The sequence below is a fragment of the Piscinibacter sp. HJYY11 genome (assembly GCF_016735515.1).
Classification (GTDB): domain Bacteria; phylum Pseudomonadota; class Gammaproteobacteria; order Burkholderiales; family Burkholderiaceae_C; genus Rhizobacter.
This window is the reverse complement of sequence record NZ_JAERQZ010000001.1, coordinates 565455-591661: the sequence shown is the minus strand read 5'-3', so window position 1 is coordinate 591661 and position 26207 is coordinate 565455. Positions and strand designations below refer to the sequence as shown.

The following is a 26207-nucleotide window of genomic DNA, read 5'->3' as shown; positions in this document are numbered from 1 at the left end:
TTGGGTTCGAACCCCGGACGCCTCGGCCTCCATCGCCAATCGAAGCACCCCCGCCCGAGCCAGCCCTAAAAAAGATCGAGCCGCGTTCAGATTGGCCTGTAACAGGCCTACGACATGCGAAGTGGGACCAAGCGGAGCATCCCTCCTGAAATCACCGAGTGGGTGAATGTCGTCAGCCCGCTCCCCGCGGCGTGGAGGCCCACTCTAATTCCCAGTTAACCCGGTGACCGGCGTTGGTGGCGTCGTGCCGCGCGTCGTCTTCCGAGTGCACATAGATGCTGGTGGTGGCAATGTTGCTGTGTCCAAGGTTGTCGCGCACGACTTTCAGGTCCACCGAGTCGCTCTGGTGACTGCCGGCGGTGTGACGCAGCCAATGGGAGGACACGCGATCGATGTGTGCGGCCGCAGCCTCGTGCTCCGGTCCGCGAGCGCGCAACCGGGCGGCGGTCTGGCGAACGATGTCCTTGACGATTTCGTGCACCGCGCTGCGCGCCAGCGCCTTCGGCTCGCCGATCAGCGATCGCAAAAGCGGCGAGTTGTCGCCAGCCATCAGCAGGGCACGCAGGCCACAGCTGCGCCGGTAGCGGACTAGCTCGGACATCAACTCATCGGTGGCCGGTATCAGGCGAGCTTTGCCACCCTTGCCGGTCACCTCGAGCCACCAACGCTCACGCCCATCGGCGCTGCGTCGGCAAAAGAAGCCCTGCATCGTGGTCACGCACGCTTCCGTCACACGCAGCCCGCCAAGGTAGAGCAACGAGAACAACCAGCGCGTGCGCGCCGCACGCGCGGCGTCGCGCTCCGACAGGGTCGGCAACGCATGGATGGTTGTCTTGACCTCCTGCCAATGCTCATGCGGCAGGAAACGGCTCATGCGGGCAGCTCGCGGAGCTGCCTTGCGGCGTCCGAGCGCGAGCGGATTGCCCGTCAGATAGCCAGCTTCGACCAGCCAGTTGAAAAGGCCGTTGAGGATCGACAGTGCTTGGCGTTGCGAGGCCGGGCTCAGCGGCCCGGCGAATGGCCTCCACAGCGGTGAGGAGCGCGGCTGGCGAGCCCCCGGCGCCATCACCCAGCGCTCGGCGGGTTGGGGATCGGCGAGGAAGCGCTGGAAGACAAGCAGATCTTCGTGCGTCAGGTCAGACAGCGCCCGGCGGTGCTGGAGCACACACCACAGAAGCAGCCGCTCGGATTCCTTGCGGTAGCTCGCCAGCGTCGCCGGTGAGTCGGTGAAGCGCGCGAGCCAGCTTAAAACCGCCGAGCGATCGTCAAGCGCGGCAATCTGGCTCCGACCGCGTGCTCGATTGGCGCCGCCGACGCCCGAGACGGTGGCAGGGATTTGAAGTCTGTCGAGCGTGACGAGATCGGGCACAAGCGGCGATTTTGAGCAGCGACATCAAGATTATGGACATTAGAAAGATTATGTCCAGAGATGCGGCGCAGCCGTTTGATAGTCAACGTATTACGTCGTACTATCAACGCATGAGCACTGAAAACGAGATCCTGGCCGAAGTCGATACGCTAAAGGCCCGTTTCAGCGATACGAAATCGCTCTACCGCGAAGTCTGCGCACTGCTGTTCTTCCGCTACGGCATCACACCCACGACGAACAAGCTCTACCAGTACGTCCGCAAGGGCACGATGAGCACACCGGCCGAGGCGCTCGGCAGGTTTTGGGACGAGCTCCGCAGCAAAGCTCGGGTCGAAATCGATCACCCCGACCTACCGGTGGAACTCAAGGCCACCGCCGCTGAGGCCATCGCCGGGATCTGGCGTCACGCCACCGCGTCAGCTCGGGGCGAGTTGGAGGCGTTGCGGATCGAGGCGCGCGCTGATCTTGAGCAGGCGCGGCGCGAGCTTCAGGAGGGCAATGCGGCCGTCGAGGCAGCGCGACTGCGGGGCGAAGAGCTGCTCAATCAGCTGGGCGCGGCCAAAGCTGCGACCCAGGCGGTGCGCAATGACCTTGAGGCCGAGCGCCGCGCACATGCGGGTACCGCGGCCAGGCTGCAGGAAGTGCAAACCCAGCTTGGCCAGGCCCGCGAGCAGCAGCAGCGCCTCCAGGATGGGTTCAGCGCCGAACTGGCCAAAGTCCGCGATGCTGTCGCCCAGGCTGACCAACGAGCTGCAGCTGCTGAACGCCGGGCCTTGCTGGAAGTCGAGCAGGAGCGCCAAGCGCGTACCAAGGCAGACAAGCTAGCAGAGGCGTTGCGTGGCCAGATGGCGACCCAGGAGGCACAGGGGCGCCAGAAGGAACTGGCACAAGCCGAAATCACGGCTCGGTTGCAGTCCAGGGTCGACGCGTTACAGGCGGCGACCCAGCGCCGAGGTATCGACAACGAGGCACTTCAGCACCAGGTGGCACAGCTGCGAGACCAGCTGCAAGCCAGCCAGCAGGAGGCCACCAAATACCGCACGGAAGCGGAAACGGTCCAGGCGCTGCTGCAGCGTCTCAACCCAGCACCTGCGGCGGCTGTGAAGTCGAGCCGGCGCAAGCCTGCGTCGTAGCCCGATGCGATCCTGGAGGAGCCGTAAAGCCACAGGACGACGTGGCCGCGGCATGGCGCCCCAAGATGATCAAGATCTCCTCAAGCCTCATTCCCTCACCAAAAAGGCCTAACCATGAAGACGCTGGGCTTAGTCGTCGCACTGCTTTTCGTTGGACTGGTCTTTCTGACCCTTCTGCGTCGGAAGGCGAGCTCTGCCGGAGCTTCCGCAGAATGGCCGTTTTACGCCAAGCGATTCTGCTGTCTCAGCCGGAACAAGTTCTCTACCATCGATTGGTCAAGGCGCTGCCCGAGCACATGGTGCTTGCACAAGTGCAGGTGTCACGTGTGCTGGGCGTAAAGAAGGGCTTCAACTTCCTTGCGTGGAACAACCGAATCAATCGCCTGAGCTACGACTTCGTGCTCTGCGGCAAGGACGCCTCCGTCCTGGCCGTCATCGAACTAGACGACCAGTCGCACGACAACCCCGACCGCGCAGACACGGACCAGAAGAAGGACCGAGCTACCGCGGCTGCGGGTCTCCGACTCCTCCGCTGGCACGTGAAGTCGCTTCCAGACGAATCTGCCATCCAGGCCGCGTTCGTGCCACCCATCTTGATCACGGTCGATTAAGACGGATGGCGTCGGGCTGGGCACTAAAGAACCGCGAAACGCCTGTCTGAAGGGGGGGCAAGGTCGAAAAGCAATCGTGCACCTTGTTCAGCAGAAGCAGCGTGAAGCAACTGTGTGTCGAAGCTCTTGGACAACTGCACGAGGCGTTCTTGCATTCGTGCTCCCTCAGCGCGTGATTCGTCAGTACCGGCGTCGTTCAACCCATCCTCATTGAGAAGAAGAACGGGTAGTACAAGGTTGCCGTCCATTGCGCGTCGGGCCAGTTCCAACTCAAACAACTTGCTCTGGGCCTCCCGCTGCGCGTTCATAGCCTGACGCTGCGTCGTAGGCAAACTAGTGATTTGAACTAGCCAACGCTCGTGAGCGTAGTCGACTGTCACTTCCGGCGTGTCACCGGGCAGCTGCAAACGCCGCTCGAATCGCTTGCGTAAATCTTCGTTGTCCCCGGCCAGGTGACGTTTCAGCCTCGCCAGAAAACCGGATGTACGCAACGTGTGTCTCGGCGCGGCGGACGCTTCCTCTTCCTCGATCATTTCGTCAGCACTTCCGAAAGCGGTGACGCTTCGTACTGCTGCATCAAGAAGCTGTTCTAAAGAGAAGCCGCGCCCGACAAACGTCGGTCCGACCGAAAAACCATGGAATGGCGGGCGCAATTCTGAGATGGGAAGGCCCGCTCGCTGACGAGTGGACATGAAGTCCGCCACTTCGCGAAGAACACCCTGTGCGGCGTTGGCCCTCTGACGACCAAGCATCGCTCTTAGTCGATTCAACCGAAGGACAGGATAGGTCGCCGCTGTAAGCGATTGAATACTGGCCTCGTGAGGCTCCAGCGCCACGAGCGCGACCACACGCTCTCCAGTACCAGGGAGAGGCTCCCAGAAGACCGGTGCGTAGCGGGCTACGCAGGGCGGGGTCGCGAACGGGGTCGATTGCGCGTTGGCGACTTCGACGAGCTCCACAAAGTGTCTCCTTCAGGTCGGGACAAGCGCCGATGTAAATGCAATGCCAGCGCGGGCATGCGCAGATCGATGGACCGCAATACTACTTCTGCGACGGCGAACGTTTGGTCAACCTCCGCGCTATTCGTGCGCCAATTCCGAATGGCATCCGCCATCCATTGAAGCCGTTTCCGCAAAGTCATCAAGCTTGCAGGGACCCCTTCAATACCATGATCGTTTGGACGCCTCATCGCCATTTGGGCCGCAAGCGTATTGCCCTTCGCCTGATGCTCGGCCAGCTCAAGGCGCGTCGCCTGTGCGGCGAATCTCTTCATCACACGGGCAATAGGCTCGAGTGCCTCCTCGTGGTCAAAGAGCCACCACTTATCCCCGTCAAAGACGACGTTTTCATGGTGCCTGTCATCGTTTGCCACAAGCTCGTCCCACGCAGCGCCAGCTGGTCCTTCGGCCTTGTCGCAGAGGCGCTGCCAGATCAATTCTTCGACAGCTGCGTCGCCTTCGATCAATCGAACAAAGGTGTCATCGGGAAACTGAAGGTGACTGCCGAAACAAGCGAGGGTGCGCCCCTCAAGGCGTCGTGGAATTCCAGGAAGTTGATCCGCATCAGCAAGCACTAGGGATGCACGAGGAATCGGTAGTCGAAGCGCTTGCCCAGCCATAGCGCAGGCCAGTTCGGTAGCGAGGGCCACCGGCTTGGGTAGCCACTTGACGATCATCGGAACGCCAGTTTCTGCTCCGCCTTGCGGATGAGCCAAGCCACGCCAAACCTTATGGGTGTGGTTTCCTACGAGGGGCATACCTGAGGAGAGGAGCCGGTACACCGGAGGCGCTCTCCAAGACTCCAGATCCGCAGAGGAGTTGCGACTCATGTGGGTGGCTTGCTCAAGTCGGCATGGGATCCGAGTATGACTGACCAGCTCGCATTTGCGTCGTGTCCTCTTATGGCCGCGACGAGTGGCCACGTTTTTTAGGAGATTTTTCTGAGTATCCGGCAGACGTTCAGAACGTAGTCCTAGCGAGACTCCTGATTCATCCCTGCTAACCCGCGATGGAAAGTGTCATTCAAGCCAATCTACGGGAATAGATTTGAGGTCGATTTTGTCAACTCCCTCAACGGTTTAGCTCATTTTTTGGCGAAAAAATCTCGAATCCCGGCCAACCCTCTGCTGGCCGACGCCACACCGAATGCCGAGCTGGAAGAGGTGCGCGAATGGCTGCTGCGGCACGGCGTCTCGGCCGACGTGCGCAGCGAGGTGGCGTCCACCCCCATCGCCGACGCCATCCTCTCCCGCTCGGCCGACCTCGACACCGACCTGCTGGTGATGGGCGGCTACGGCCACACCCGCTGGACGGAGCGCCTGATGGGCGGCGCCACGCGCGGCATCCTGGCCACGATGACCGTGCCGGTCCTGATGTCGCACTGATGAGCATCCGCCACCTCGACCTGCTCCTCACGCCGAAGTCCGTTGCCGTCATCGGCGCCTCGGAGCGGCCGGGCAGCGTGGGCGCGACGGTGTGGCGCAACCTGCGCAGCGGCGCGTTCGCCGGCCCCGTGTGGCCGGTGAACCTGAAGCACCGCACGCTGGGCAATGCGCCCGTGTTCGACTCGGTCGGAGACCTGCCCGCCGCACCCGACCTCGCGGTCATCTGCACGCCAGCGCGCACCGTGCCCGGTCTGATCGAGGCGCTCGGCCGGCTCGGTACGCGTGCCGCGATCGTGATGACCGCAGGCATCGACGGCGAGACGCGCGCGGCCATGTTGTCCAAGGCCAAGCCGTACCTGCTGCGCGTGCTGGGGCCCAATTGCCTCGGCCTGCTGTCGCCACACATCGGGCTCAACGCGAGCTTCGCGCACATCGACGCACGGGCTGGCGACCTGGCCTTCGTGTCGCAATCGGGCGCGCTCGTGACGGCGGTGCTCGACTGGGCACGGCCCCGCGGCATCGGCTTCTCGCACATGATCTCGCTCGGCGAGCACGCCGACGTCGACTTCGGCGACCTGCTCGACCACCTGGCCAGCGACCCGCACACGCGCTCGATCCTGCTGTACATCGAGTCGATCGAATCGCCGCGCAAGTTCATGTCGGCCGCCCGCGCGGCTGCGCGCAACAAGCCGGTCGTCGTCGTCAAGGCGGGCCGTGGCGCCAAGGGCGCGGCCGCGGCGGCCTCGCACACCGGCGCCCTCGCCGGCTCCGACCTCGTCTACGACGCCGCCATCCGCCGTGCCGGCATGCTGCGCGTCTTCAACCTGGCAGACCTCTTCGTCGCCGCCGAAACCCTCACCCGCTTCGGCCGCAACCGCGACACTGCGCTGACCATCATGACCAACGGCGGCGGCGCCGGCGTGATGGCCGCCGATGCGGCCGAAGCCGCCGGCGTGCCGCTGGTCGAACTCAGCCCGGCGGTGCTGGCGACACTCGACCAGGCCCTGCCCGCCACCTGGTCGCGCCGCAACCCGGTGGACATCATCGGAGACGCCCCCGCGCAGCGCTACGTCGACACGCTGAATGCCCTGCTGGCACAGCGCGACACCGGCGCCATCCTCTTCATCCACGCGCCCACGGCCATCGTGCGCAGCGACGACATCGCGCAGGCCTGCCTGCCGATCGCCAAGGGTGCGAGCGGCCGGCTGCTGTCGTGCTGGCTCGGCGACGATGCCGTGCGGCCCGCACGCCGTTTGTTCGAAGAGGCCGGCATCGCCGACTACGCCACTCCAGAGCAGGCGGTGAACGCCTTCGCGATGCTCGCCACCTACTGGCAGAACCAGGCCTTGCTGCTCGAAGCGCCCGCGGCCGGCAAGCCGGGCGAGCCGGCGCTGGCGCGGGCCCGGGCGATCGTCTCGCAGGCGATCGGGTCGTCACAGCTGCTGCTGGACGAAGCGTCGGCCAAGGCGCTGTTGAGCGCCTACGGGATCGCCACCGTCGAGACGGTCGCAGTCGCGCCGGAGGCCCAGGCCGCGGTGGATGCAGCCTCCCGCCTGGGTTACCCGGTGGCCTTGAAGATTCTGTCGCCCGACATCAGCCACAAGTCCGACGCCGGCGGTGTGCGACTCGGTCTGCACGATGCCGACGAGCTGCGCGATGCCGCGCAGCGCATGCTCGACACCCTCCGCGCGCGCCAGCCTCGAGCGCGCATCGAAGGCTTCACCGTGCAACCGATGGTGGCGCGGCCCCAGGCACAAGAGCTCATCGTCGGCGCGAGCGTTGACCCCGTGTTCGGACCGGTGATCCTGTTCGGCCACGGCGGCACCGCGGTCGAGGTCGTGGCCGACCGTGCGCTCGCGCTGCCCCCGCTCAACCGCGTGCTGGCCCGGGACCTGATCTCGCGCACCCGCGTGTCGCGCCTGCTGGCGAGCTACCGCGACCGCCCGCCGGCCGATCTCGACGCAGTGTGCGACGTGCTGATTGCCGTTTCGCGCATGCTCGCCGACCTGCCGGAGATCGCCGAGCTCGACATCAATCCGATCTGGGCCGATGCCAGCGGCGCCATCGCGCTCGATGCGCGCGTGCGCCTGAGCCCGACGCCGGTGGCCGGCGCCAGTCGCTTCGCCATCGCGCCGTATCCGGACGGCCTGGCACAAGCCGTCTCGTGGCGCGGCCACCCGATCCAGCTGCGCCCGATCAAGCCGGAGGACGCCGAACTCCACAGCGAATTCGTCGCCCGCCTCACCCCGGAAGACCTGCGCCTGCGCTTCTTCAGCGCGCGGCGCGAACTGTCGCCGAGCGAGCTGGCGCGGCTGACGCAGATCGACTACGACCGCGAGATGGCGTTCATCGCCTTCGAGCCGGATGGCGTGCGGCCCGAGATCCTGGGCGTCGCGCGGGCGGCCTGCGACCCCGACAACGTGGACGCCGAGCTGGGCGTGATCGTGCGATCCGATCTCAAGGGGCAAGGGCTCGGCACCCTGCTGCTCGACAAGCTGGTGGCCCACCTCACCGCGCGCGGCACACAACGGCTGGTGGCCATCGTGCTGCGCGACAACAGCGCCATGCGCGACCTCGCCCTCGAACGCGGCTTTGTCGCCGATCGCACCTGGTCCGACCCCGGCACCCTGCGGCTCGTGCTGCCGCTCCAACCAGTCTCGGCCTCGGTATGAAGACCGATTCGGCGCCACTCCGCGGGCTGCGAGAGCGGCGCGGCAGCCCGTGGTTGCGCGAGGCCGATGCACGACCCGTGCACACCGCCACGCCATCTCCAGGCCTCGATGCCGCCTGGTCGGCCCCGGGGGCTTTTCCCACCACGGTGGCGCCCACCACCGCGCTCGGTGCGTACCTCGACTGGTGGATGAACCTCGCTGCCTCGCCGGCCAAGCAGCTCGAGCTGGCCACCGAGAGCGGAAGGCTCGCCGCAGACACCTGGCGCGTCTGCAGCGGCCAGAGCGTGGTGGAGCCGCTCCCGCAGGACAAGCGCTTCGCCGACCCGGCCTGGCAGGCGCCGCCGTACCACGCGATGGCGCAGGTGTTCCAGCTGTGGCAGCGCTGGTGGCACCGGGCCACGACCGGCGTGCCGGGCATCAGCCGCCACCACGAGGACATGGTGAGCTTTGCCGCACGCCAGTGGCTCGACATGGTGGCGCCCTCGAACTTCATCTCCACCAACCCGGTGGTGCGCCAGCGCACCGTCGAGCAAGGCGGCCACAACCTGTGGCGAGGCGCCCTGCACGCACTGGACGACCTGCAGCGCGACATCGCCGACCTGCCGCCCCTCGGCGCCGAGAACTTCACGCCGGGTGTGCACGTGGCCGTCACACCGGGCCGCGTCGTCCACCGCAACCGGCTGATGGAGCTCATCCAGTACGAGCCCAGCACCCCGAGCGTGCATCCCGAGCCGGTGCTGCTGGTGCCCGCGTGGATCATGAAGTACTACGTGCTCGACCTGTCACCGTCGAATTCGCTGGTGCGCTACCTGGTGTCGAAGGGGTTCACCGTCTTCGCCATCTCGTGGAAGAACCCCGACAGCGGCGACCGCGAGCTCGGGATGGACGACTACGCCCATCTGGGCGTGCTGGAGGCGCTCGACACCATCGCGCGCATCGTGCCGGGCAAGCCGGTGCATGCGGCCGGCTACTGCCTCGGCGGCACGCTGCTTTCGACCGTCGCGGCCTGGCTGGGCCGCCAACGCCGGGCTTCGCTGAAGACGCTGACCCTGCTCGCCGCGCAGACCGATTTCACCGAGCCGGGCGAGCTCGCGCTCTTTGTCGACGAAGCGCAGGTCGCCTACCTGGAGCGCCTGATGTCCCGCCACGGCTACCTCGACAAGCGGCAGATGCGGGCCACCTTCCAGCTGCTGCGTTCCAACGACCTGGTGTGGTCGCACCGGCTGCGCAGCCACCTGCTCGGCGAGCGCGAGACGCTGACCGACCTGATGGCCTGGAACGCCGACGGCACCCGCCTGCCCTACCGCATGCACATGGAATACCTGCAGAGCTTCTTCCTGCGCAATGCGCTCGCGCGCGGCGAGTGGCGCGTGCAGGGCTCGCCGGTGCACCTGTCGGACATCCGCGTGCCGGTCTTCAACGTCGGCACGGTGCAGGACCACGTGGCACCGTGGCGCTCGGTCTACAAGCTCCACGCCCTGTGCGATGCCGAGCAGACCTTCGTGCTGACCGCCGGCGGCCACAACGTGGGCATCGTCAACCCACCTGGCAACCCGGTGCCGTCGAGCTACCGGGTGCACACCCGGCATGCCGACGACCCGCTGCTGACGCCCGACGAGTGGCTGCAGGCCACGCCGCTGACGGCAGGGTCGTGGTGGGAGGCGTGGTCGTCGTGGCTTGCCAAACACTCGGGCCGGCGCGGCGCGGCGCCACGCATGGGTCTGCCGGGTCTGCCTGCGGATGATCGGGGCCCAGGCCACTATGTCCATCAACGTTGAGAGAGAGAGCCATCATGCTGAGATTCGATCTGCCCCAGGTGTGGTCCAACGTCGTGCGCTGGGAGGCCTTCATCACCTTCACGGTGTGCCTGCTCGCGCTGCTGCTGTCACCGTGGGTGATGGTGCTGCTGGTGCTTCAGGGCGCCGTCCGCGGCTTCGCCGGCCACATGCGATGCCCATCGCACCTGCTCTGGCAGAAAGTCTTCGTCGCCACGGGCCACGCCGGCAAGAAAACCGACGCCGGGCCGAAGATGTTCGCCAACAAGATTCTCTTCGTGGCCAGTTCGGTGTCCTTGCTGCTCTTCCTTGCAGGCAGCCCGCTCTGGAAAGTGCCCTGCACGCTGCTGATCGTCTTTTCATTCATGGAATGGGCGCTGGACTTCTGCGCCGCCTGCTGGGTCTACGGCGCGTGGTACCGGCGCTTCCCGCCATCCGGCAGCTGACCCCGCCACAGTTGCCATGCAGCCCACAGGGCCGGAGCCGCGAGCACGATCAGCACGTCGCCGGCCTGGAGCGTGGGCAGGCCCAGCGCGAGCGAGACGGCCGGCACCAGCGTGATCAAGGCCCCGGCGGCGCAGACCGCGAGCACCAGCACCTGGAGCATCCGGTTGGGCCGGCCCACGGCGCCCCGACCGCGGAACCACTGGAGCATCGCAAGATTGCCGACCACCACGCACGCGATGCCGGCCAGGCGCAGCTCCTCGTCGGTCGCCCCCGCGGCACGCGCCATCCACTGCACGCCGGCGACGAACGCCAGCGCCACCAGGCCCACGCCCAAGGCCCGCGCGACCCGGCGCGGCGCGAAGAGCCGGGCACTGGACGGCCGCGGCGGCCGCGTCATCGCCTCGGGCGATGCGGGCTCGGCCTCGAACACCAGCGAACACGCCGGGTCGATGATCAGCTCGAACAGCACCACGTGCAGCGGCAGCAGCAGCACCGGGCCGCCGAGCACCGGCAACAGCGACAGGCCGACGATGGGCACGTGCACGGCGAAAAGGTAGCCGATGGCCTTCTGCAGGTTGTCGAAGATGCGCCGGCCCGCGCTCAGCGCATCGACCAGCGAGGCGAAACGGTCGTCGAGCAGCACCAGCGACGCGGCCTCGCGCGCCACGTCGGTGCCCCGTGCGCCCATGGCGACGCCGATGTCGGCGGCCCGCAGCGCCGGCCCGTCGTTGACGCCGTCGCCGGTCATCGCCACCACCTCTCCGCGCCGCTGCAGGGCCTGCACGATGCGCAGTTTCTGCGCTGGTGCGATGCGGGCGAACACGGCGACGTGCATCACCACGCCTTCGAACTGCGCTTCGTTCATCGCGTCGATCTGCGCTCCGGTCAGCACCTGCATTGGCGCGCCGTCGCGCACGAGGCCCGCCTGTCGCGCGATCGACAGCGCCGTGGCCGGGGCATCGCCCGTGATCATCACCACCCGCACGCCCGCGGCGTGGCAGGCCGTCAGGGCGGCGGGCACATCGGCGCGCAACGGGTCTTCGAACGCCAGCAGGCCCTGCAGTTCGCAGCTCGGCTCCGAGCCCGCGGCGCGGGCCACCGCGATGACGCGCATGCCCGAGCTGGCCCAGCGCTCGGCCTGCGCCTGCACGGCCTCGGGCACCTGGGCACACAACGAGAAGATCGCTTCGGGCGCCCCCTTGAGTGCCGCCCACTGTTCGCGCGTGGCTTCGTGCCGCCACACCTGGCGCACGAACGGATGCCCCGGCGCCACGCCGTCGCGGGCGACGAGGCTCAGCCTGCTCTCGGTCCCGTCGGCTGACGACAGGCGGAAGATCGCCTGGTCCATCGGCTCCAGGCTTTCGCGCACGCTGGCCAGCGCCGCGGTCTCGATCAAGGCCTGCCAACGCGGATCGGGCGCATCGGACGGCCGACGCTCCGCCGCCGCGCCATCGGCGGTCTGCAGGCCGACGACTTCCATCTGGTTGCAGGTGAGCGTGCCGGTCTTGTCAACGCACAGCACCGTGGTGCTGCCCAGGGCCTCGATCGCCTGGGGCTGGCGCGTGAGCACCTTGAGCCGCGCGAGGCGCCACGCGCCGATGGCGAGCATCACCGTCCAGACCACCGCGAACTCTTCGGGCACCGTGGCCATCGCAAGCGTCAGGCCCACCAGCAGACCGGCCGTCCACGAGCCTTCGCGCCAGGCGAACACCGTCGTCGCGACCAGGCAGACGAGCAAGGCCAGGTAGGCCACGCCGCGCACGAGCCGCTTCAGGTCGAGGTGCAGCCGGCTCTCGCGCGCCGGCAGCGCCGCCATCGAGCCGCCAATCTGGCCGAGCGTGGTGCGCGTCCCAGTGGCAGTGACCAGAGCCACACCGTCGCCCTGCACCACCAGCGTGCCGGCATGCAGCTGGCCTTCGGCACCGGGCGACTCGGGCTGCTTGTCGACCGGCATCGATTCACCGGTCAGCAGCGACTCGTCGACCCGCAGCGCATGCGCCTGCACGAGCGCGGCGTCGCAGGCCAGGCGGTCGCCCTCTTCCACCAGCAGCCGGTCACCCACCACCAGCTCCTGGCTGGAGATGCGGCGCACCACGCCATCACGGATCACCGTGCTGCGCGGGCTGGCCAGGTCGCGCAGGGCCTCCAGCACGCGCTGCGTCCGCAGCTCCTGGTAGACCGAGATGGCGAGCACCACGGCGATGGACACGCCCAAGGCCGCGCCGTCCATCAGCTCGCCGAGCAGCGCGTAGAGCAGCGTGCAGGCCAGCAATAGCATCACCATCGGCTGCAGCGCCGCCGAGACGAGCGTGGCGGCGGCGCTCCGGTGGTCGGGAGACGGCAATCGGTTGGCGCCGTCGCGCTGCAGGCGAAGCGCCGCTTCGGCCTCGCTCAGGCCCGATTCGCGTGGAGGGTGTGTTGGCAGCGTGCTCATGCCGCGAGGCTGGCACGCGGTATCGGGCGAGGGCTTGCGCCACGTCAAGGGCTTCCCCGTTGCGAGGCCTAGGCTGGGAAGGTCAGTTTTGCAGGAGACCCACCATGCCCAAGGCATCTGCCACCCCCGACGCCCTTCTCTCGCCGGCCGTCAGCTTCGAGCCGCTGTTCACCCTGTCGACCCTGTTCGCGCAGAACGCACTGCGCCTGCAACAACTGCAGCTCGACGCGTGCATGGCCTGGCAGCGCTCGCTGGCCGCGACAGGACAGGAACTCTTCGACGAGTGGGCCTGCCGCTTCGCCGGCGGCGCACCGATCGACGGCTGATGGACCGCGCCCCCGCCCTGCAGCCGGTGTTCCGGACGCAAGGGCTGTCGAAGTGGTACGGCAGTGGCGACGTGCGCGTCGACGCGCTGCGCGGCGTCGACCTGGAAATCGGCCGCGGCGAATTCATCGTCTTGCTCGGCCCCTCCGGCAGCGGCAAGTCGACGCTGCTCAACATCCTGGGTGGGCTCGACGTGCCGAGCGCGGGCGAGGTCTGGTTCGGCGAGCAGGACCTGAGCCGTGCCGATGACGGCACCCTGACCACCTATCGCCGCGAACACGTGGGCTTCGTGTTTCAGTTCTACAACCTGATCCCGAGCCTCACGGTGCGGGAGAACGTGGCGCTGGTGACCGAGATCGTGCCCCACCCGATGCCGGTCGACGATGCCATCGAGCGGGTGGGCCTCACGCCGCGGCGCGACCACTTCCCGGCGCAACTCTCCGGCGGCGAGCAGCAGCGCGTGGCGATCGCCCGCGCCATCGCCAAGCAGCCGCAGGTGCTGCTGTGCGACGAGCCAACCGGCGCGCTCGACTACCAGACCGGCAAGCTGGTGCTGGAGGTCATCGCGCGCGTCAACGCGGAGCTGGGCACCACCACCGTCGTGATCACGCACAACGCCGCCATCGCGGGCATGGCCGATCGGGTGGTGTACCTGGGCGACGGGCGCGTGCTCAAGGTCGAGACCAATGCACGCAAGTGCCTGCCGTCGGAGCTGTCGTGGTGATGCGCTCGCTCGACCGCAAGCTGCTGCGCGACCTGCGCCTCATGTGGAGCCAGGCGCTGACCATCGCCCTCGTGGTGGCCAGCGGCATCGGCGGCTTCATCACCAGCCTGTCGGCCGTGGACTCGCTCTCGCTCGCTCGCGACCGGTTCTACACCCAGGGCCGTTTTGCCGACGTGTTCGCGTCGGTGAAGCGCGCACCGGCGGCGCTCGCCGAAACCTTGCGCGAGGTACCCGGCGTCGCCGACGTGCAGACGACTCTGGAGCAGATCGTGCGGGTCGAGATCGCCGGCCAGACCGACCCGGTGATCGGCCAGCTGATCGGCCTGAAGGTGGGCGACGCGGCGCGCATGAACCGCGTGTCAGTGAGCCGCGGCCGAATGCCGGAGCGCAACGAGTCGGGCAGCGCCAGCGGCGGCATCGAGGTGCTGGTGTCCGAAGGGTTTGCCCAGGCGCGCGGCCTCGTGCCGGGATCGCGGCTCGATGCGCAGATCAACGGCCGGCGGCGCGTGCTCGTCGTCGTGGGCACGGCCTTGTCGCCGGAATTCATCTTTGCCGGCCTCTGGGGCATGCCCGACACCCGCGGCTTCGGCGTGTTCTGGCTCGACCACGACGTGCTGGCCGCCGCCTACGACATGCACGGTGCCTTCAACCGCGTGGCGATCAAGCTCGCACCCGGCGCCTCGGAGCAGCGGGTGGTGGACGCGCTCTCGCGCCTGCTCTCGCCCTACGGCGGGCGCGAGGCCAACGGGCGCGACCGGCAGACCTCGCACGCCATGCTCGACAACGAGATCAAGGAGCAGCGCGTGCTCGGCACGGTGCTGCCGGCGATCTTCCTCGCGGTGGCGGCCTTCCTGCTGAACGTGGTGGTGTCGCGGCTGGTGTCGACGCAACGCGAGCAGATCGCCGCGCTGAAGGCGCTGGGCTATCCCAACCGCAGCATCGGGCTGCACTACCTCAAGCTCGTGCTGCTGGTGGTGCTGCTGGGCCTGGTGCTGGGCGTGCTGCTCGGCGACCGGCTGGGCACGATGTTCACCGGCCTGTACGCCGAGTTCTTCCACTTCCCGAGCTTCGAGCACCGCATCGCCCCGTGGCTGCTGGTGGTGAGCTTCGGCGTGGCGGTGGCCACCGCGGTGGCGGGCACCTTCAACGCCATCCTCGCGACCGTGCGCCTCGCGCCGGCCGAGGCCATGCGCCCGCCGGCGCCCGGCAGCTACCGCCCCACGCTGCTCGAACGGATCGGCGTGCACCGCATGGCGCCGGCGCTGCGCATGATCGTGAGGAACGTCGAGCGGCGGCCCTTGCGCAGCGCGCTCTCGGTGGGCGGCGTGGCCGCCGCGGTGGCGATCGTCGTGATGGGCAACTTCTTCCGCGACGCGATCGAGGTGATCGTGGACACGCAGTTCACGCTCAGCCTGCGCGGCGACATCACGGTGTGGACGCCCGAGGCGGTCGATGACGCCGTGCGGCTCGAGATCGCGCGGCTGCCGGGCGTGAAGGCGGTCGAGACCTCGCGCTTCGTGCCGGTGAGCATCGTCAGCGGGCACCGCGAGGAGCGCAGCCTGATCCGTGGTTACGCCGCACGGCCCGAGCTCTACCGCCTGATCGACGTGGCGGGCAAGGAGCTGGCCCTGGACGGGCGCGGCCTGGTGCTGACCGACCGCCTGGCCGACAAGCTGGGCGTGCGCGTGGGCGACCCGGTGCGGGTGAAGATCCTCGAAGGCCGCGAGCGCACGCTCGAGCTCGTGGTCGGGGCGACGGTGCGCGACATGATGGGCCTCAACGCCTACATGGACCGCACGGCCCTCAACCGCGCCCTCGGCGAAGGCGACCTGTCCACCGGCTTCGTGCTCGCGCTCGAACGCGGCACCGAGCCGCAGGCGCTGGAGGCCAGCAAGGCGCTGCCCCGCATCGCAGGGGCGTGGAGCAAGACCACGATGCTGCGCAACATGCAGGAGATCAGCGCACGCAACGTGCGCATCATGAGCACCATCCTCACCGCCTTCGCGAGCGTGATCGCGGTCGGCGTGGTCTACAACAACGCGCGCATCGCACTGGCCGAGCGCGCCTGGGAACTGGCCAGCCTGCGCGTGCTGGGCTTCACCCGCGGCGAGGTCTCGGGCCTGCTGCTGGGTGAACTCGCGCTCGTGATCGCGCTGGCGCTGCCGCTGGGCATGCTGCTCGGCTGGGGCTTGACGCACACGGTGACGGAGCTGCTCAAGTCCGACCAGTTCCTGTTCCCGGTGGTGATCCGTGCGCGCACCTATGCGTGGGCCGCGCTCTGCGTGGTGGCCGCGGGCGTGGCCAGTGCGCTCGTGGTGCGTCGGCGCATCGACCGGCTCGACATGGTGTCGGCCTTGAAGACGAGGGATTGATCGATGAAGCGTTCTACCGTGGTGACGATGGCAGGCGTGGCCCTGGCGGCCGTCGGCCTGCTGGTCTGGGCCTTTGCACCGAGGCCTGTCGAAGTCGAAGTGGCGACGGTCGTGCAGGCGCCGTTCCAGACCACCATCGACGAGGACGGCAAGACACGCCTGCGCGACCGCTACGTCGTCTCGGCGCCGCTCGCGGGGCAGCTCAGCCGTGTGACGCTGCGCGAGGGCGACCGTGTCGAGGCCGGCGCGGTGGTCGCCGAGCTCACGCCGGTGCTCGCCCCCATGCTCGACGAGCGAACGCTCAAGGAGCTGCAGGCCCGCCTGGCCGCCGCCGAGGCGCAGCGCGAGCGCACGAAGACACAGGCCGACGGCGCACGCATCGGCCTGCAGCAGGCGAACAACGAGGCCACGCGCTCGGAGCAACTGGCCGCGCAGGGCTTCGTCTCGCTCAACAAGCTGGAGGCCACCCGCCTCGCCGTCGAGGCCGCGCAGAAGGAGCTCGATGCTTCGCAGCAGGCCCGCGTCGTGGCCGAGCATGAGGTGGCGCAGGCGCGCGCGGCCTTGATGGCGATGCGGGGCACGACATCGGGCCGGCGTGTCTTCAGCGTCCGCGCACCGGCAGGCGGCCGCGTGCTCCGGCTGGCGCAGGTCAGCGAGAGTGCGGTTCCCCTCGGGGCGCCGCTGATGGAGCTGGGCGACACCGCGGCGCTCGAGATCGTCTCGGAGCTGCTGACGACTGACGCCCTGAAGGTGCGGCCGGGGTCGCCCGTGCTGATCGAACGCTGGGGCGGCGACGGCACCCTCTACGCGCAGGTGCGCCGCATCGAGCCTTCCGCCTTCACCAAGATCTCGGCACTCGGCGTCGAGGAGCAGCGGGTGAAGGTGGTGATCGACATCACGAGCCCCGCGGGCGAGTGGTCGGCCCTGGGCGACGGCTATCGCGTGGGGGTGCGGGTGGTGATGCTCGCGCTGTCGCAGGCGGTGCAGGTGCCGGCAAGCGCGGTGTTTCCGCTGACCGATGCCGACGGCCGAGCGGCGTTCGGCGTGTTCCGCATCGACGGCGGCCGCGCGCGCCTGGTGCCGGTGGAGATCGGCGCGCGCAATGCCAGCCATGCCTGGGTGCGCAAGGGCCTCGCGCCCGGCGCCGTGGTGGTGGTCTACCCGCCGCCCACGGTCCGCGAAGGCGCGCGGGTGCAGGCTCGTAAGGTCTGATCGCGCGGGCTGGCGTGCCCTTGTTTGCGCAGCATCAAACCGCGCCTTGCGGCCTGCGCCGACCATCGGGCATCGCAGCACTCCAGAGGGGATCACCATGCTACTCAAGGACAAGGTCTGTCTCGTGACGGGCGCGGCATCGGGCATCGGCCGTGCCATCGCACTCGCATATGGGCGCGAACGCGCCAAGGTGGTGGTGTCTGACGTCAACGTCGCCGGCGGCGAAGAGACGGTGGAGCTGCTGCGCGCCATGTCGGACACGAACGCGGTCTTCGTGCCCGCGGACGTCAGCGTCGCCTCCGACTGCGAGCGGCTGGTGGCGCGCTGCGTCGAGGTCTTCGGTCGACTCGACGTGGCCTGCAACAACGCCGGCATCGGCGGCGATCTCGCGCCCACCGCCGACTACCCGCTGGACGCGTGGCAACGCGTCATCGGCGTCAACCTCTCCGGTGTCTTCCACTGCATGAAGTACGAGCTGCCCGAGCTGCTGAAGACCGGTGGCAGCATCGTCAACGTGGCCTCCATCCTGGGCAGCGTGGGCTTCGCCAATGCGCCGGCCTATACCGCTGCCAAGCACGGCGTGGTCGGCCTCACGAAGACGGCGGCGCTGGAGTACTCGCCCCGCGGCGTGCGCATCAACGCCGTCGGCCCCGCCTTCATCCACACGCCCATGATCGCGGGGCTGGAGGAGGACCCGGCGACGCAAGCGCTGCTGGTGTCCAGGCACCCGATCGGCCGGATCGGCGACGCAAGCGAAGTGGCGGAACTGGTGCTGTGGCTCAACTCCAGCCGTGCCTCGTTCTGCACCGGCGCGTACTTCCCGGTCGACGGCGGCTACCTCTCGCTCTGAGCTGCGTTCAACGCCGATCGAGGTCGACGACGTCGCGGTACTCCGGCACCGAGCAAGTGAAGCCGTGCCGTTCCTCCAGCGCTTGGCGCAGGGTGTCGGCCGGCACAGGCTCGCCGTGGGTGACGAACACATGCCGCGGCCGTGCCGGCAGCGCACCGGCCCAGCGCAGGAGCTCGTCACGGTCGGCATGCGCGGACAGGGAGTCGAGGCATGCCACCTCGGCCCGCACCGGGATGTGCTGGCCGTGGATCTTCACCGACTCGGCGGCCGCCACCATGGCCGCCCCGCGCGTGCCGGCGGCCTGGAAGCCGGCGAAGACGATGCTGTTGCGCCCGTCCGGCGCGAAGGCCTTGAGGTGGTGCAGCACACGCCCACCGGACGCCATGCCGCTCGCCGAGATGATGATGGAAGGCACGCGAAGGTCGTTGAGGCGCTTGGACTCCTCGACCGTGTTGACGATGCGCGCGGCGTGGTACATCGCCTCGCACTGCGCCTCGTCGAGCCGGTGCTCGGCCCGGTGCTGGCGATAGAAGCGCGTCGCGTCGGCCGCCATCGGGCTGTTGAGAAACACCGGGATGTCGGGGATGCGGTGCTGCTGGCGCAGCAGGTGCAGCCCGTACATCAGCGCCTGGGCTCGCCCGACGGCAAAGGCCGGGATCACGACGATCCCGCCACGTGCCGCGGTGCGGCTCACGATGTCGGCCAGCGCGCCCAGCGCATCCGTGGCCGAGTGCGCACGGTCGCCGTAGGTGGATTCGACCACCAGCCAGTCGCACGCGACGGGCGGGGCCGGCGGGGCCATCAGCAGGTCCTCCTGGCGGCCGAGGTCGCCCGAGAACAGGATCGACCCACCCTTCCAGGCCACGTGCACGCTGGCCGCGCCCAGCAGGTGGCCGGCGCGCCGCAGCGTGACCGACACCCCGGGGATCGGCTCGAACGGCGCCCCGAAGCCGACGTCTCGAAACGCGGCCATCGCGGCACGCGCGTTGTCCTCGGTGTAGAGCGGCAAGGCGGGCCGGTGCCTGGAGAAACCGTGGCGGTTCGCGTACTCGGCCTCTTCCTCCAGCAGGCGGCCCGAGTCGGGCAGCAGCAGGCCGCAGAGGTCGCGCGTCGCCGCGGAGCAATGCACGTGGCCGTTGAAGCCCGCGTGGTCGAGCCGGGGGATGTAGCCGCTGTGGTCCAGGTGGGCGTGCGTGAGCACGATGGCGTCGATCTCGCGGGGCGCGATCGGCAGTGGCTCCCAGTTGCGCAGCCGCAGCTGCTTGAGGCCCTGGAACAGGCCGCAGTCGATCATCAGGTGGCGACCGCCGTGCTCCAGCAGGTACTTCGAGCCGGTGACGGTGCCGGTGCCGCCGAGAAACGTGAGTTTCATGCCGCCCTCCTCATGCGCCGCGCCGGCCGAGCGCTCGCAACTTGTCGAGCCATTCACTTCGTGCGGCATCGTCCAGCCCCTCGACCAGGCCGACCAGCGTTTCGTGGATCGGCGCGATGCCGACGAAGCCGAGGATGTTGCGCTCCAGCGCCTTGAGGCTGTGCGCGCGGAAGTACCAGCGGTACACCAGGGCCGGCATGCCCATCGTGACCACGATGCGCGCCGAGCGCCCGGTGAGAAGCTTCTTCGCCATCGGATGCCCCGCCACTTTTTCCAGCGCGAAGCCCGGCCGTGCCACCTGTTCGAGGAACCCCTTCACCAGCGCCGGCATGCCGCCCAGCCACAAGGGGAACACGAGCACGATGTGCTGCGCCCACGCGATCGCCTCCTGCGCCGGCAGCAGTGCGGGCGGCAGCGCGCCGCTGTCCCAGTCCTGCTTGCTGCGCAGCAGGGGGAAGTCGATCTCGGCGATGGTGATGGTCTTCACCTCGTGCCCGGCCGCTTGCGCACCTGCGGCATAGGCCGAGGCCAGCGCGTGGCAGAAGTGCTGCTCCTTGCCGTCCGGGTGGCCTTGGAGGATGAGGATGCGCCGAGGCGAGTCGCTTTTCATGAGAACGCAGCCTAGGCGTGCCGCAGCGCGCAGCGTTGACCTGCATCAACGAAGCGGCCGGAGGGAATGGCAGCAACCAGGCTTTGACGCCGGTCAAACGCCACACCGGGTGCGCAGCCGTAGGCTGATGTCGAGTGCGCTGACCCGAACCGTGGCAACAGATCCCCCATCGCCGCAGGCCGCCTATCCGGAGGCCGAGCCGATCGACCGGCTCGTTGCGGGCATCCTCGACAACGTCCTGGATGCCGTGATCACCATCGATGTGCAGCAGCGGATCCGGCTTTTCAATCGCGCCGCGGGAAGCATGTTCGGCTACGAGCCCGCCAGCATGCTGGGACAGCCGTTGGCCTGCCTGATACCGACCGAAGCGCGGGCGCTGCATGCGCAGATGGTCGGCCAGTTCGCGGCCACCGGCGCAAGCGCGCGTGCCATGGGTGCCACGCAGATGCTCACGGGCTTGCGCTCGGACGGCACCGAGTTCGCCATCCAGGCTTCCATCTCGCGCGCGGGAGAAGGCGCCGGTGTCCTCATGACGGCCGTCATCCGGGACGCGGCTGAACAACGGGCACTCGAGCGCGCTCGCGAGGCCTACGTCGCCGCGGAGGCCGCGCACCGCGCGAAGACGGACTTCATGTCGCGCATGAGCCATGAGCTGCGGACTCCGCTCAACGCTGTCCTGGGGATGACCCGCCTGGTCCAGGCCTCCGCGCTTGAACGCCTCTCCGAGCAGGAGCGCGAACAACTCCGTCTGGTGCTGACTGCCGGGGAGCGGTTGCGCGCATTGATCGACGACATGCTGGCGTTGGGTGTTCACTCGGTCCAGAGCCCGGCCGTCAGTTCGCCCCCGTCGAACACCCATCCGACGGGGCATGTGCTCTACATCGAAGACGACCCGGTCAACGCACTGCTCGTGACCGAGCTGCTGCGCTGCTGGCCCGCCGTGCGCGTGACGGTGGCGGAAGACGGAGCCTCGGGGCTGTCTCTGGCGCACACGGAGCAGCCCGACCTCGTCCTGCTCGACATGCACCTCCCGGATCTTCACGGCCTGCAGGTGCTCAAGCGCCTGCGCGAGCAACCATCGACTCGCCACATTCGCGTGGCGGCACTCTCTGCCAGCGCCACAGGCGACCAAGTGGCCGCGGCACTCGCCGCAGGCGCTGCCCGCTACTGGACGAAGCCCATCGACTTCGGTCCGTTCCTTGCGGGCATGCGACAACTGCTGCCTTCCTCGCCCGCGGCGGAGCGACCTTAGGGCAGGCGCAGCGCGAGGTATGCGCCTTCGCGCCAGACGACGAGCCGGGTTCCCCTGGCCTCTCGCCATGCCAGAAGCCAACGTGCCAGGTCGGCGCTGTCTTCGATCGGCTGGCCGTTCATGCCGATGACGATGTCTCCAAGCCGCAGGCCCATGGCGCGGCCGAGTCCCGCGTCGCGCAGGCCCGTGACGAACGCACCCGATGCGTAGCGCCTTCCAGCCGCCAATGCGGCCGACGGCGAAACATCCTCGAACGTTGCGCCCAGCCTCGGCCGCCTGGTGCCACCTTGTCGAATCTCCTCGGCGATCTGCAGCACGATGTCGATCGGGATCGAGAGGCTGACGCCAGCCGTGCCGTAGGGGCCGACCACGGTTCGCAGGTTCATGCCGATGATGGCGCCGGATGCGTTGAGCAGCGGCCCGCCGGAGTTCCCGGGGTTCATGGCAATGTCGCTCTGGATGAAGAACCCTTCTGCGTCTTCGGCCAGATGCCTCGTGCGGCCGGAGACGATGCCGGCGACCACGGAGCGCTGGAGGCCAAACGGTTCGCCCACGGCCAGCACCCAGTCACCGGGGCGGGACGCCGCAGGCCGGCCAAACGCGGGAACGGCCGACACCAACCCGCGAACCCGGAGCACGGCGATGTCGGTGTCTTCGTCGGTCCCGACGATTTCCGCGACCGCCACCTGAAGGTCGGCCGTCTTCACCAGAACACGGTGCGAGCCGGCCACGACATGCGCGGCCGTCACGAAGGCGCCCTGCGCGTCGAGGAAGAATCCTGCACCGATCGTGGCGGGGCTGATGTCCGCCCGCCACGGCGAGCGCTCCAGCCGTTGAGGGCGCCGGGCACCCTGGTTCTCGAACTCGATGACATCGTGTGGGTCTTCGCGGCCCTCTCCATACACCGAGACGATGCTCGGCAGCGCTCCCCGGAGGGCGCTTGAGAAGCCGGGCATCTCGCCGTGCGCCGCGGCCTGGGCCGGGAAGATGAGCGCTGCAAACCGCAGGCACATCGCCGCCACCGTGGCAACGGTGTTGCAGGTCTTCAGGCTCGGAACGGGTGAAGGCCAGTACATGCTCCACTCTATCGAGGCGCCCATCGGCTGGACCTTGATGCCAGTCAAGGCGCGGACCGCTGCCGCCGCAAGAGCTTCATCCCAGGGGCATGCGCCTTGCCGCACCTCGGGGCATGGCACGCGCACCTCGCTCCCGATCGCTGCTCCTGATCACCACCGCCGTGCTGCTCGGGCTCATGGGCCTCGCGCTCGTGGGCGGCGGCACCTGGCTCGCGGTGCTCGGGGGTTCGTGGTTCTACCTCGGCGCGGGGGCCGCGCTGCTGCTGTGCGCCGTGATGCTGGCGCGTGGCAACAGCCTGGCCTGGTGGGTGCAGGCGCTCCTGCTGCTGGCCACGATCGCCTGGTCGCTGTGGGAAGCAGGCCTCGACTGGTGGGCCATCGCGATCCGCTGCGACGTGCCCTTCCTCATCGGCCTGCTGCTGCTCCTGCCGCCGTATGCGCGCAGGCTCCTCAGCCGCGAGGCCGACCCGGGCTGGTCGGCCGCCCGACGTGACAGTGCGGGCTGGGCCCCCGGGCGCGTGGCGTTGGCCGTGTCGCTGCTGGTCTTCGTGGGCGTGGCGGTGGCAAGCTGGCTCCACGATCCGCACGACCGCAGCGGCACGCTCGCCTCGGCACCGATGGCGGCGGCCGCGCCTGCAGCGGCCAGCGGCTCGGCCGGCACGCATGACGCGCCCCCGGGCGAATGGCACGCCTACGGTCGCACGGGGCACGGGCAGCGCTACTCGCCGCTCACGCAGATCACGCCAGAGAACGTCGAGCGGCTGCAGGTGGCCTGGAGCTTCCGCACGGGTGACATGCGCGGGCGCGCGGGCGACCCGGAAGAAACCACCTTCGAGGTGACGCCGCTCAAGATCGGCGATCGCCTCTTCCTCTGCACGCCGCACCAGCAGGTGATCGCGCTCGATGCCACGACCGGCCAGCAGGTCTGGCGCTACGACCCGCGCATCAAGAGCGGCCTCGCGCTGCAGCACCTCACCTGTCGCGGCCTCGCCTACCACCCCGGCCCGACCGAGGCAGCCAATGCGCCCGCTGCGGCCTCGGCCCCCGCGCCGACCGAGCTGCCCGTGGCCACGGCGGAGGGCCCGGTCACCGATCGCTGTGGCGCGCGCCTCTTCATGCCCACGGCCGACGGCCGCATCATCGCGCTCGACCCGTCGACCGGAAGCGTCTGCCGCAACTTCGGTCGCGGCACTGGTCAGATCGACCTGTGGCGCGGCATGCCGCACGTGCGCCACGGCGGCTACTACTCCACCTCGCCGCCGGTGGTGACGCAGCGGATCGTCATCGTGGGCGGCACGGTGCTCGACAACGTGTCGACCACCGAGCCCTCGGGCGTGATCCGCGCCTTCGACGTGCAGACCGGCGAGCTGGTGTGGAACTGGGACCCGGGCCGCCCCGAGCAGACCGAGCCGCTGCCCGAGGGCCAGACCTACGTGCAGAGCACGCCCAACAGCTGGTCGATCTCGGCGGTGGACGAAGCGCTGGGCCTGGTCTACGTGCCCATGGGCAACCAGCCACCCGACCAGTGGGGCGCGAGCCGCACGCCGGAGGTGGAGCGCTACTCGTCGGCCGTGGTCGCGCTCGAGCTGGCCACCGGCCGCGAACGCTGGGTCTTCCAGACCGTGCACCACGACCTGTGGGACTACGACGTGCCCTCGCAGCCCAGCCTCATCGACCTCACCCTCAGCGGCAACCGCGTGCCGGCGCTCGTGCAGGCCACCAAGCAAGGCGAGCTCTTCGTGCTCGACCGGCGCAACGGCCAACCGCTGCTGCCGGTGACCGAGCGGCCAGTGCCGCAGGGCGCCACGGCCGGCGACCGCACCGCGCCCACGCAGCCGGTGTCGGCCCTGAGCTTCGACCCGCCGCCGCTCACCGGCGCGGCCATGTGGGGCGCCACCTGGTTCGACCAGATGGGCTGCCGCATCGCGCTCAAGCGCCTGCGCTACGAGGGCCGCTACACCCCGCCCACCACGGGCGGCACGCTGGTGTACCCGGGCAACTTCGGCGTCTTCAACTGGGGCGGCATCGCGGTCGACCCGGTGCGGCAGGTCGCCTTCGTGACGCCGACCTACCTCGCCTTCCACGCCACGCTCGTGCCGCGGCCCGACAACACCACGCCCGTGGTGCAGGGCAAGGCGCGCCCGCACGACCCGCTGCCCGCACTGAACGAGAACTTCGGCGCGCCCTACGCGGTGAAGCTCGGCGCCTTCACCTCGCCGCTCGGCCTGCCCTGCCAGCAGCCGCCCTGGGGCTATGTGGCGGGCGTGGACCTGACCACCGGCCAGGTCGCCTGGCGCCACCGCAACGGCACGGTGCGCGACCTCGCGCCGGTGCCGCTGCCTTTCCGCATGGGGGTGCCCAACCTGGGCGGGCCCGTCGTCACGGCCGGCGGCGTGGCCTTCCTCTCGGGCACTCTGGACTATTACGTGCGCGGCTATGAGCTCGCCACCGGCCGCGAGCTGTGGAAGTCGCGCCTGCCGGCCGGCGGTCAGGCCACGCCCATGACCTACCAGGGCCGTGACGGCCGCCAGTACCTGCTGGTGATCGCGGGTGGACACGGCTCGCTCGGCACCCAGGCCGGCGACCACGTCATCGCCTATGCCTTGCCGCCCTCATGAGATGCGCCCGGTCAGTCCTGTTTCAGCAGGTACTCCGCCATCAGCCGCGCGTGCGGCTCGGTCACGCCCAGGTCGGGCATGGCCGTGCCGGGGTCGATGCCCTGCGGATCGCGGATGAAGCGCACCAGCGCGTCGGCCGTGTTGGGCAGGCGGCCGGCGATGCGCTCGCGGCGGCGCCAGGCCGACAGCGGCGGGCCCACGTCGGTCTGCGGGCCGGTCACGCCGGGAATGCGGTGGCACGCCACGCACGCGTACTGGCGCAGCGCGAGCTGCGCGGCGTCGTCGCGGTTGCGTGGCTGCAGCGGGGCCAGGTCGGCAGTGGGGGCCTCGGGGCACGCACCGGCCTGGCAGGCCTCGCTCGCGCTCGGGCATGCGCCGGGCTGCGCGGCTTGGCGGTAGGCCTGCGGCGTGAGCGACGGCAGGTGCTGCACGAAGGCCGTCAGCGCCCACAGGTCGGCATCGCCCAGGCGCAGCTCCCAGCCCGGCATGCCCGTCATCTTGATGCCCTGGCGCGTGATCCAGTACAGCTCGGCGGGCTTCCAGTGCCGGGCGGCATCGATCAAGGGGCCGGGCAGCGGCTCCAGGCTCATGCCGATCGCGCTTGGCGCCACGCCAGGGCCGCCATGGCATTGCTCGCAATGGTCGCGGTAGCAGGCCGCGCCGCGCGCCACCTGCTCGGGCGCGCCGAGCGCGGGGACCTCCATGCTCGCGGCGCGAAAGCCGACCGAGCGACGCATCCCCAGGTGGAGCAAGTCGTACACCGGCTGCAGGTGCCCGCCGGTGGCGGAGATGTCGTACCAACCACGCCAGAGCACGAACGTGGCGCAGGCCGCGCCCATGAGCGCGGCAGCGAGCAGGGTGATCAGCACGTTCTTCATGGCGTTGTCGGCAGGCACACGATTGACCGCCAGCCGGCAAGCCGCGCGCCACATACAGCGCGGGCACTGATCAGCGCGTGCCTGGTTGCCTGCCT

The 26207-nt window shown here is 69.0% G+C and carries 21 protein-coding genes; 14 read left to right on the top strand and 7 right to left on the bottom strand.

Going from position 1 to position 26207, the window contains the following annotated elements:
- Positions 1–172 precede the first annotated feature (172 nt).
- Complete coding sequence (locus JI745_RS02665; protein ID WP_201803534.1) at positions 173–1369, bottom strand: tyrosine-type recombinase/integrase; 1197 nt, start codon at positions 1367–1369, stop codon at positions 173–175.
- Between the two features lie 11 nt (positions 1370–1380).
- On the opposite strand from JI745_RS02665, the gene JI745_RS02660 reads away from it, so the two are divergent.
- Together JI745_RS02660 and JI745_RS02655 are read left to right on the top strand one after the other, a co-directional pair.
- Positions 1381–2502, top strand: a complete 1122-nt coding sequence (locus tag JI745_RS02660) for a DNA-binding protein (protein ID WP_236674881.1) — start codon at positions 1381–1383, stop codon at positions 2500–2502.
- 65 nt (positions 2503–2567) lie between these two features.
- Positions 2568–3113, top strand: a complete 546-nt coding sequence (locus JI745_RS02655) for a DUF2726 domain-containing protein (protein WP_201803530.1) — start codon at positions 2568–2570, stop codon at positions 3111–3113.
- Between the two features lie 23 nt (positions 3114–3136).
- On the opposite strand, the gene JI745_RS02650 is transcribed toward JI745_RS02655, so the two are convergent.
- Entirely contained in the window at positions 3137–3961 is an 825-nt protein-coding gene (locus JI745_RS02650) for a hypothetical protein (RefSeq protein WP_236674880.1), read from the bottom strand.
- A 149-nt stretch (positions 3962–4110) separates the two neighbouring features.
- On the opposite strand from JI745_RS02650, the gene JI745_RS02645 reads away from it, so the two are divergent.
- From JI745_RS02645 to JI745_RS02625, 5 genes are all read left to right on the top strand, one after another.
- The gene (locus JI745_RS02645; protein WP_201803527.1) at positions 4111–4689 is read left to right on the top strand and encodes a hypothetical protein; all 579 of its coding nucleotides are present in this window, start codon (positions 4111–4113) and stop codon (positions 4687–4689) included.
- A 513-nt stretch (positions 4690–5202) separates the two neighbouring features.
- The gene (locus JI745_RS26270; protein ID WP_404932793.1) at positions 5203–5496 is read left to right on the top strand and encodes a universal stress protein; all 294 of its coding nucleotides are present in this window, start codon (positions 5203–5205) and stop codon (positions 5494–5496) included.
- Positions 5496–8168 (top strand): bifunctional acetate--CoA ligase family protein/GNAT family N-acetyltransferase, encoded by a 2673-nt coding sequence (locus JI745_RS02635; RefSeq protein ID WP_201803525.1) that lies wholly within the window; start codon positions 5496–5498, stop codon positions 8166–8168. The genes JI745_RS26270 and JI745_RS02635 overlap by 1 nt, the downstream gene beginning before the upstream one ends.
- Positions 8165–9946, top strand: a complete 1782-nt coding sequence (locus JI745_RS02630; protein ID WP_201803523.1) for an alpha/beta hydrolase — start codon at positions 8165–8167, stop codon at positions 9944–9946. The genes JI745_RS02635 and JI745_RS02630 overlap by 4 nt, the downstream gene beginning before the upstream one ends.
- A 14-nt stretch (positions 9947–9960) precedes the next feature.
- Entirely contained in the window at positions 9961–10389 is a 429-nt protein-coding gene (locus JI745_RS02625) for a DUF4395 family protein (protein WP_201803521.1), read from the top strand.
- On the opposite strand, the gene JI745_RS02620 is transcribed toward JI745_RS02625, so the two are convergent.
- Positions 10347–12824, bottom strand: a complete 2478-nt coding sequence (locus JI745_RS02620) for a cation-translocating P-type ATPase (RefSeq protein ID WP_236674879.1) — start codon at positions 12822–12824, stop codon at positions 10347–10349. The genes JI745_RS02625 and JI745_RS02620 overlap by 43 nt on opposite strands.
- A gap of 104 nt (positions 12825–12928) precedes the next feature.
- Here JI745_RS02620 and JI745_RS02615 point away from each other — a divergent pair, with 104 nt between their 5' ends.
- The 5 genes from JI745_RS02615 to JI745_RS02595 all read left to right on the top strand — a co-directional run bounded on the left by JI745_RS02615 (position 12929) and on the right by JI745_RS02595 (position 18306).
- Entirely contained in the window at positions 12929–13150 is a 222-nt protein-coding gene (locus tag JI745_RS02615) for a hypothetical protein (protein WP_201803520.1), read from the top strand.
- Positions 13150–13872, top strand: a complete 723-nt coding sequence (locus JI745_RS02610; RefSeq protein WP_201803518.1) for an ABC transporter ATP-binding protein — start codon at positions 13150–13152, stop codon at positions 13870–13872. The genes JI745_RS02615 and JI745_RS02610 overlap by 1 nt, the downstream gene beginning before the upstream one ends.
- A complete protein-coding gene (locus tag JI745_RS02605) occupies positions 13872–16244 on the top strand; it encodes an FtsX-like permease family protein (RefSeq protein WP_201812302.1) in 2373 nt (790 codons plus the stop codon). The genes JI745_RS02610 and JI745_RS02605 overlap by 1 nt, the downstream gene beginning before the upstream one ends.
- A 3-nt stretch (positions 16245–16247) precedes the next feature.
- Positions 16248–17456 carry an efflux RND transporter periplasmic adaptor subunit gene (locus tag JI745_RS02600; protein WP_201803517.1) on the top strand — a complete coding sequence of 403 codons (1209 nt, stop codon included), beginning with the start codon at positions 16248–16250 and terminating at the stop codon, positions 17454–17456.
- A 97-nt stretch (positions 17457–17553) separates the two neighbouring features.
- Positions 17554–18306, top strand: coding sequence for an SDR family oxidoreductase (locus tag JI745_RS02595; protein ID WP_201803515.1), 753 nt, complete (start codon positions 17554–17556; stop codon positions 18304–18306).
- 7 nt (positions 18307–18313) lie between these two features.
- Here the strand turns inward: JI745_RS02595 and JI745_RS02590 are convergent, their stop codons facing one another.
- Positions 18314–19678, bottom strand: coding sequence for an MBL fold metallo-hydrolase (locus tag JI745_RS02590; protein WP_201803514.1), 1365 nt, complete (start codon positions 19676–19678; stop codon positions 18314–18316).
- 10 nt (positions 19679–19688) lie between these two features.
- Positions 19689–20288 (bottom strand): NAD(P)H-dependent oxidoreductase, encoded by a 600-nt coding sequence (locus tag JI745_RS02585; protein ID WP_201803512.1) that lies wholly within the window; start codon positions 20286–20288, stop codon positions 19689–19691.
- Between the two features lie 151 nt (positions 20289–20439).
- Between JI745_RS02585 and JI745_RS02580 the strand changes: the two genes are divergently transcribed.
- Positions 20440–21540, top strand: coding sequence for a response regulator (locus JI745_RS02580; protein WP_201803510.1), 1101 nt, complete (start codon positions 20440–20442; stop codon positions 21538–21540).
- On the opposite strand, the gene JI745_RS02575 is transcribed toward JI745_RS02580, so the two are convergent.
- Positions 21537–22664, bottom strand: a complete 1128-nt coding sequence (locus JI745_RS02575) for a S1C family serine protease (protein ID WP_201803508.1) — start codon at positions 22662–22664, stop codon at positions 21537–21539. The genes JI745_RS02580 and JI745_RS02575 overlap by 4 nt on opposite strands.
- Positions 22665–22729: 65 nt before the next feature.
- Here JI745_RS02575 and JI745_RS02570 point away from each other — a divergent pair, with 65 nt between their 5' ends.
- Positions 22730–25234 (top strand): membrane-bound PQQ-dependent dehydrogenase, glucose/quinate/shikimate family, encoded by a 2505-nt coding sequence (locus tag JI745_RS02570; RefSeq protein WP_201803507.1) that lies wholly within the window; start codon positions 22730–22732, stop codon positions 25232–25234.
- 11 nt (positions 25235–25245) lie between these two features.
- Here JI745_RS02570 and JI745_RS02565 read toward each other — a convergent pair whose 3' ends face one another.
- A complete protein-coding gene (locus JI745_RS02565) occupies positions 25246–26112 on the bottom strand; it encodes a c-type cytochrome (protein ID WP_201803505.1) in 867 nt (288 codons plus the stop codon).
- Positions 26113–26207: the final 95 nt, after the last annotated feature.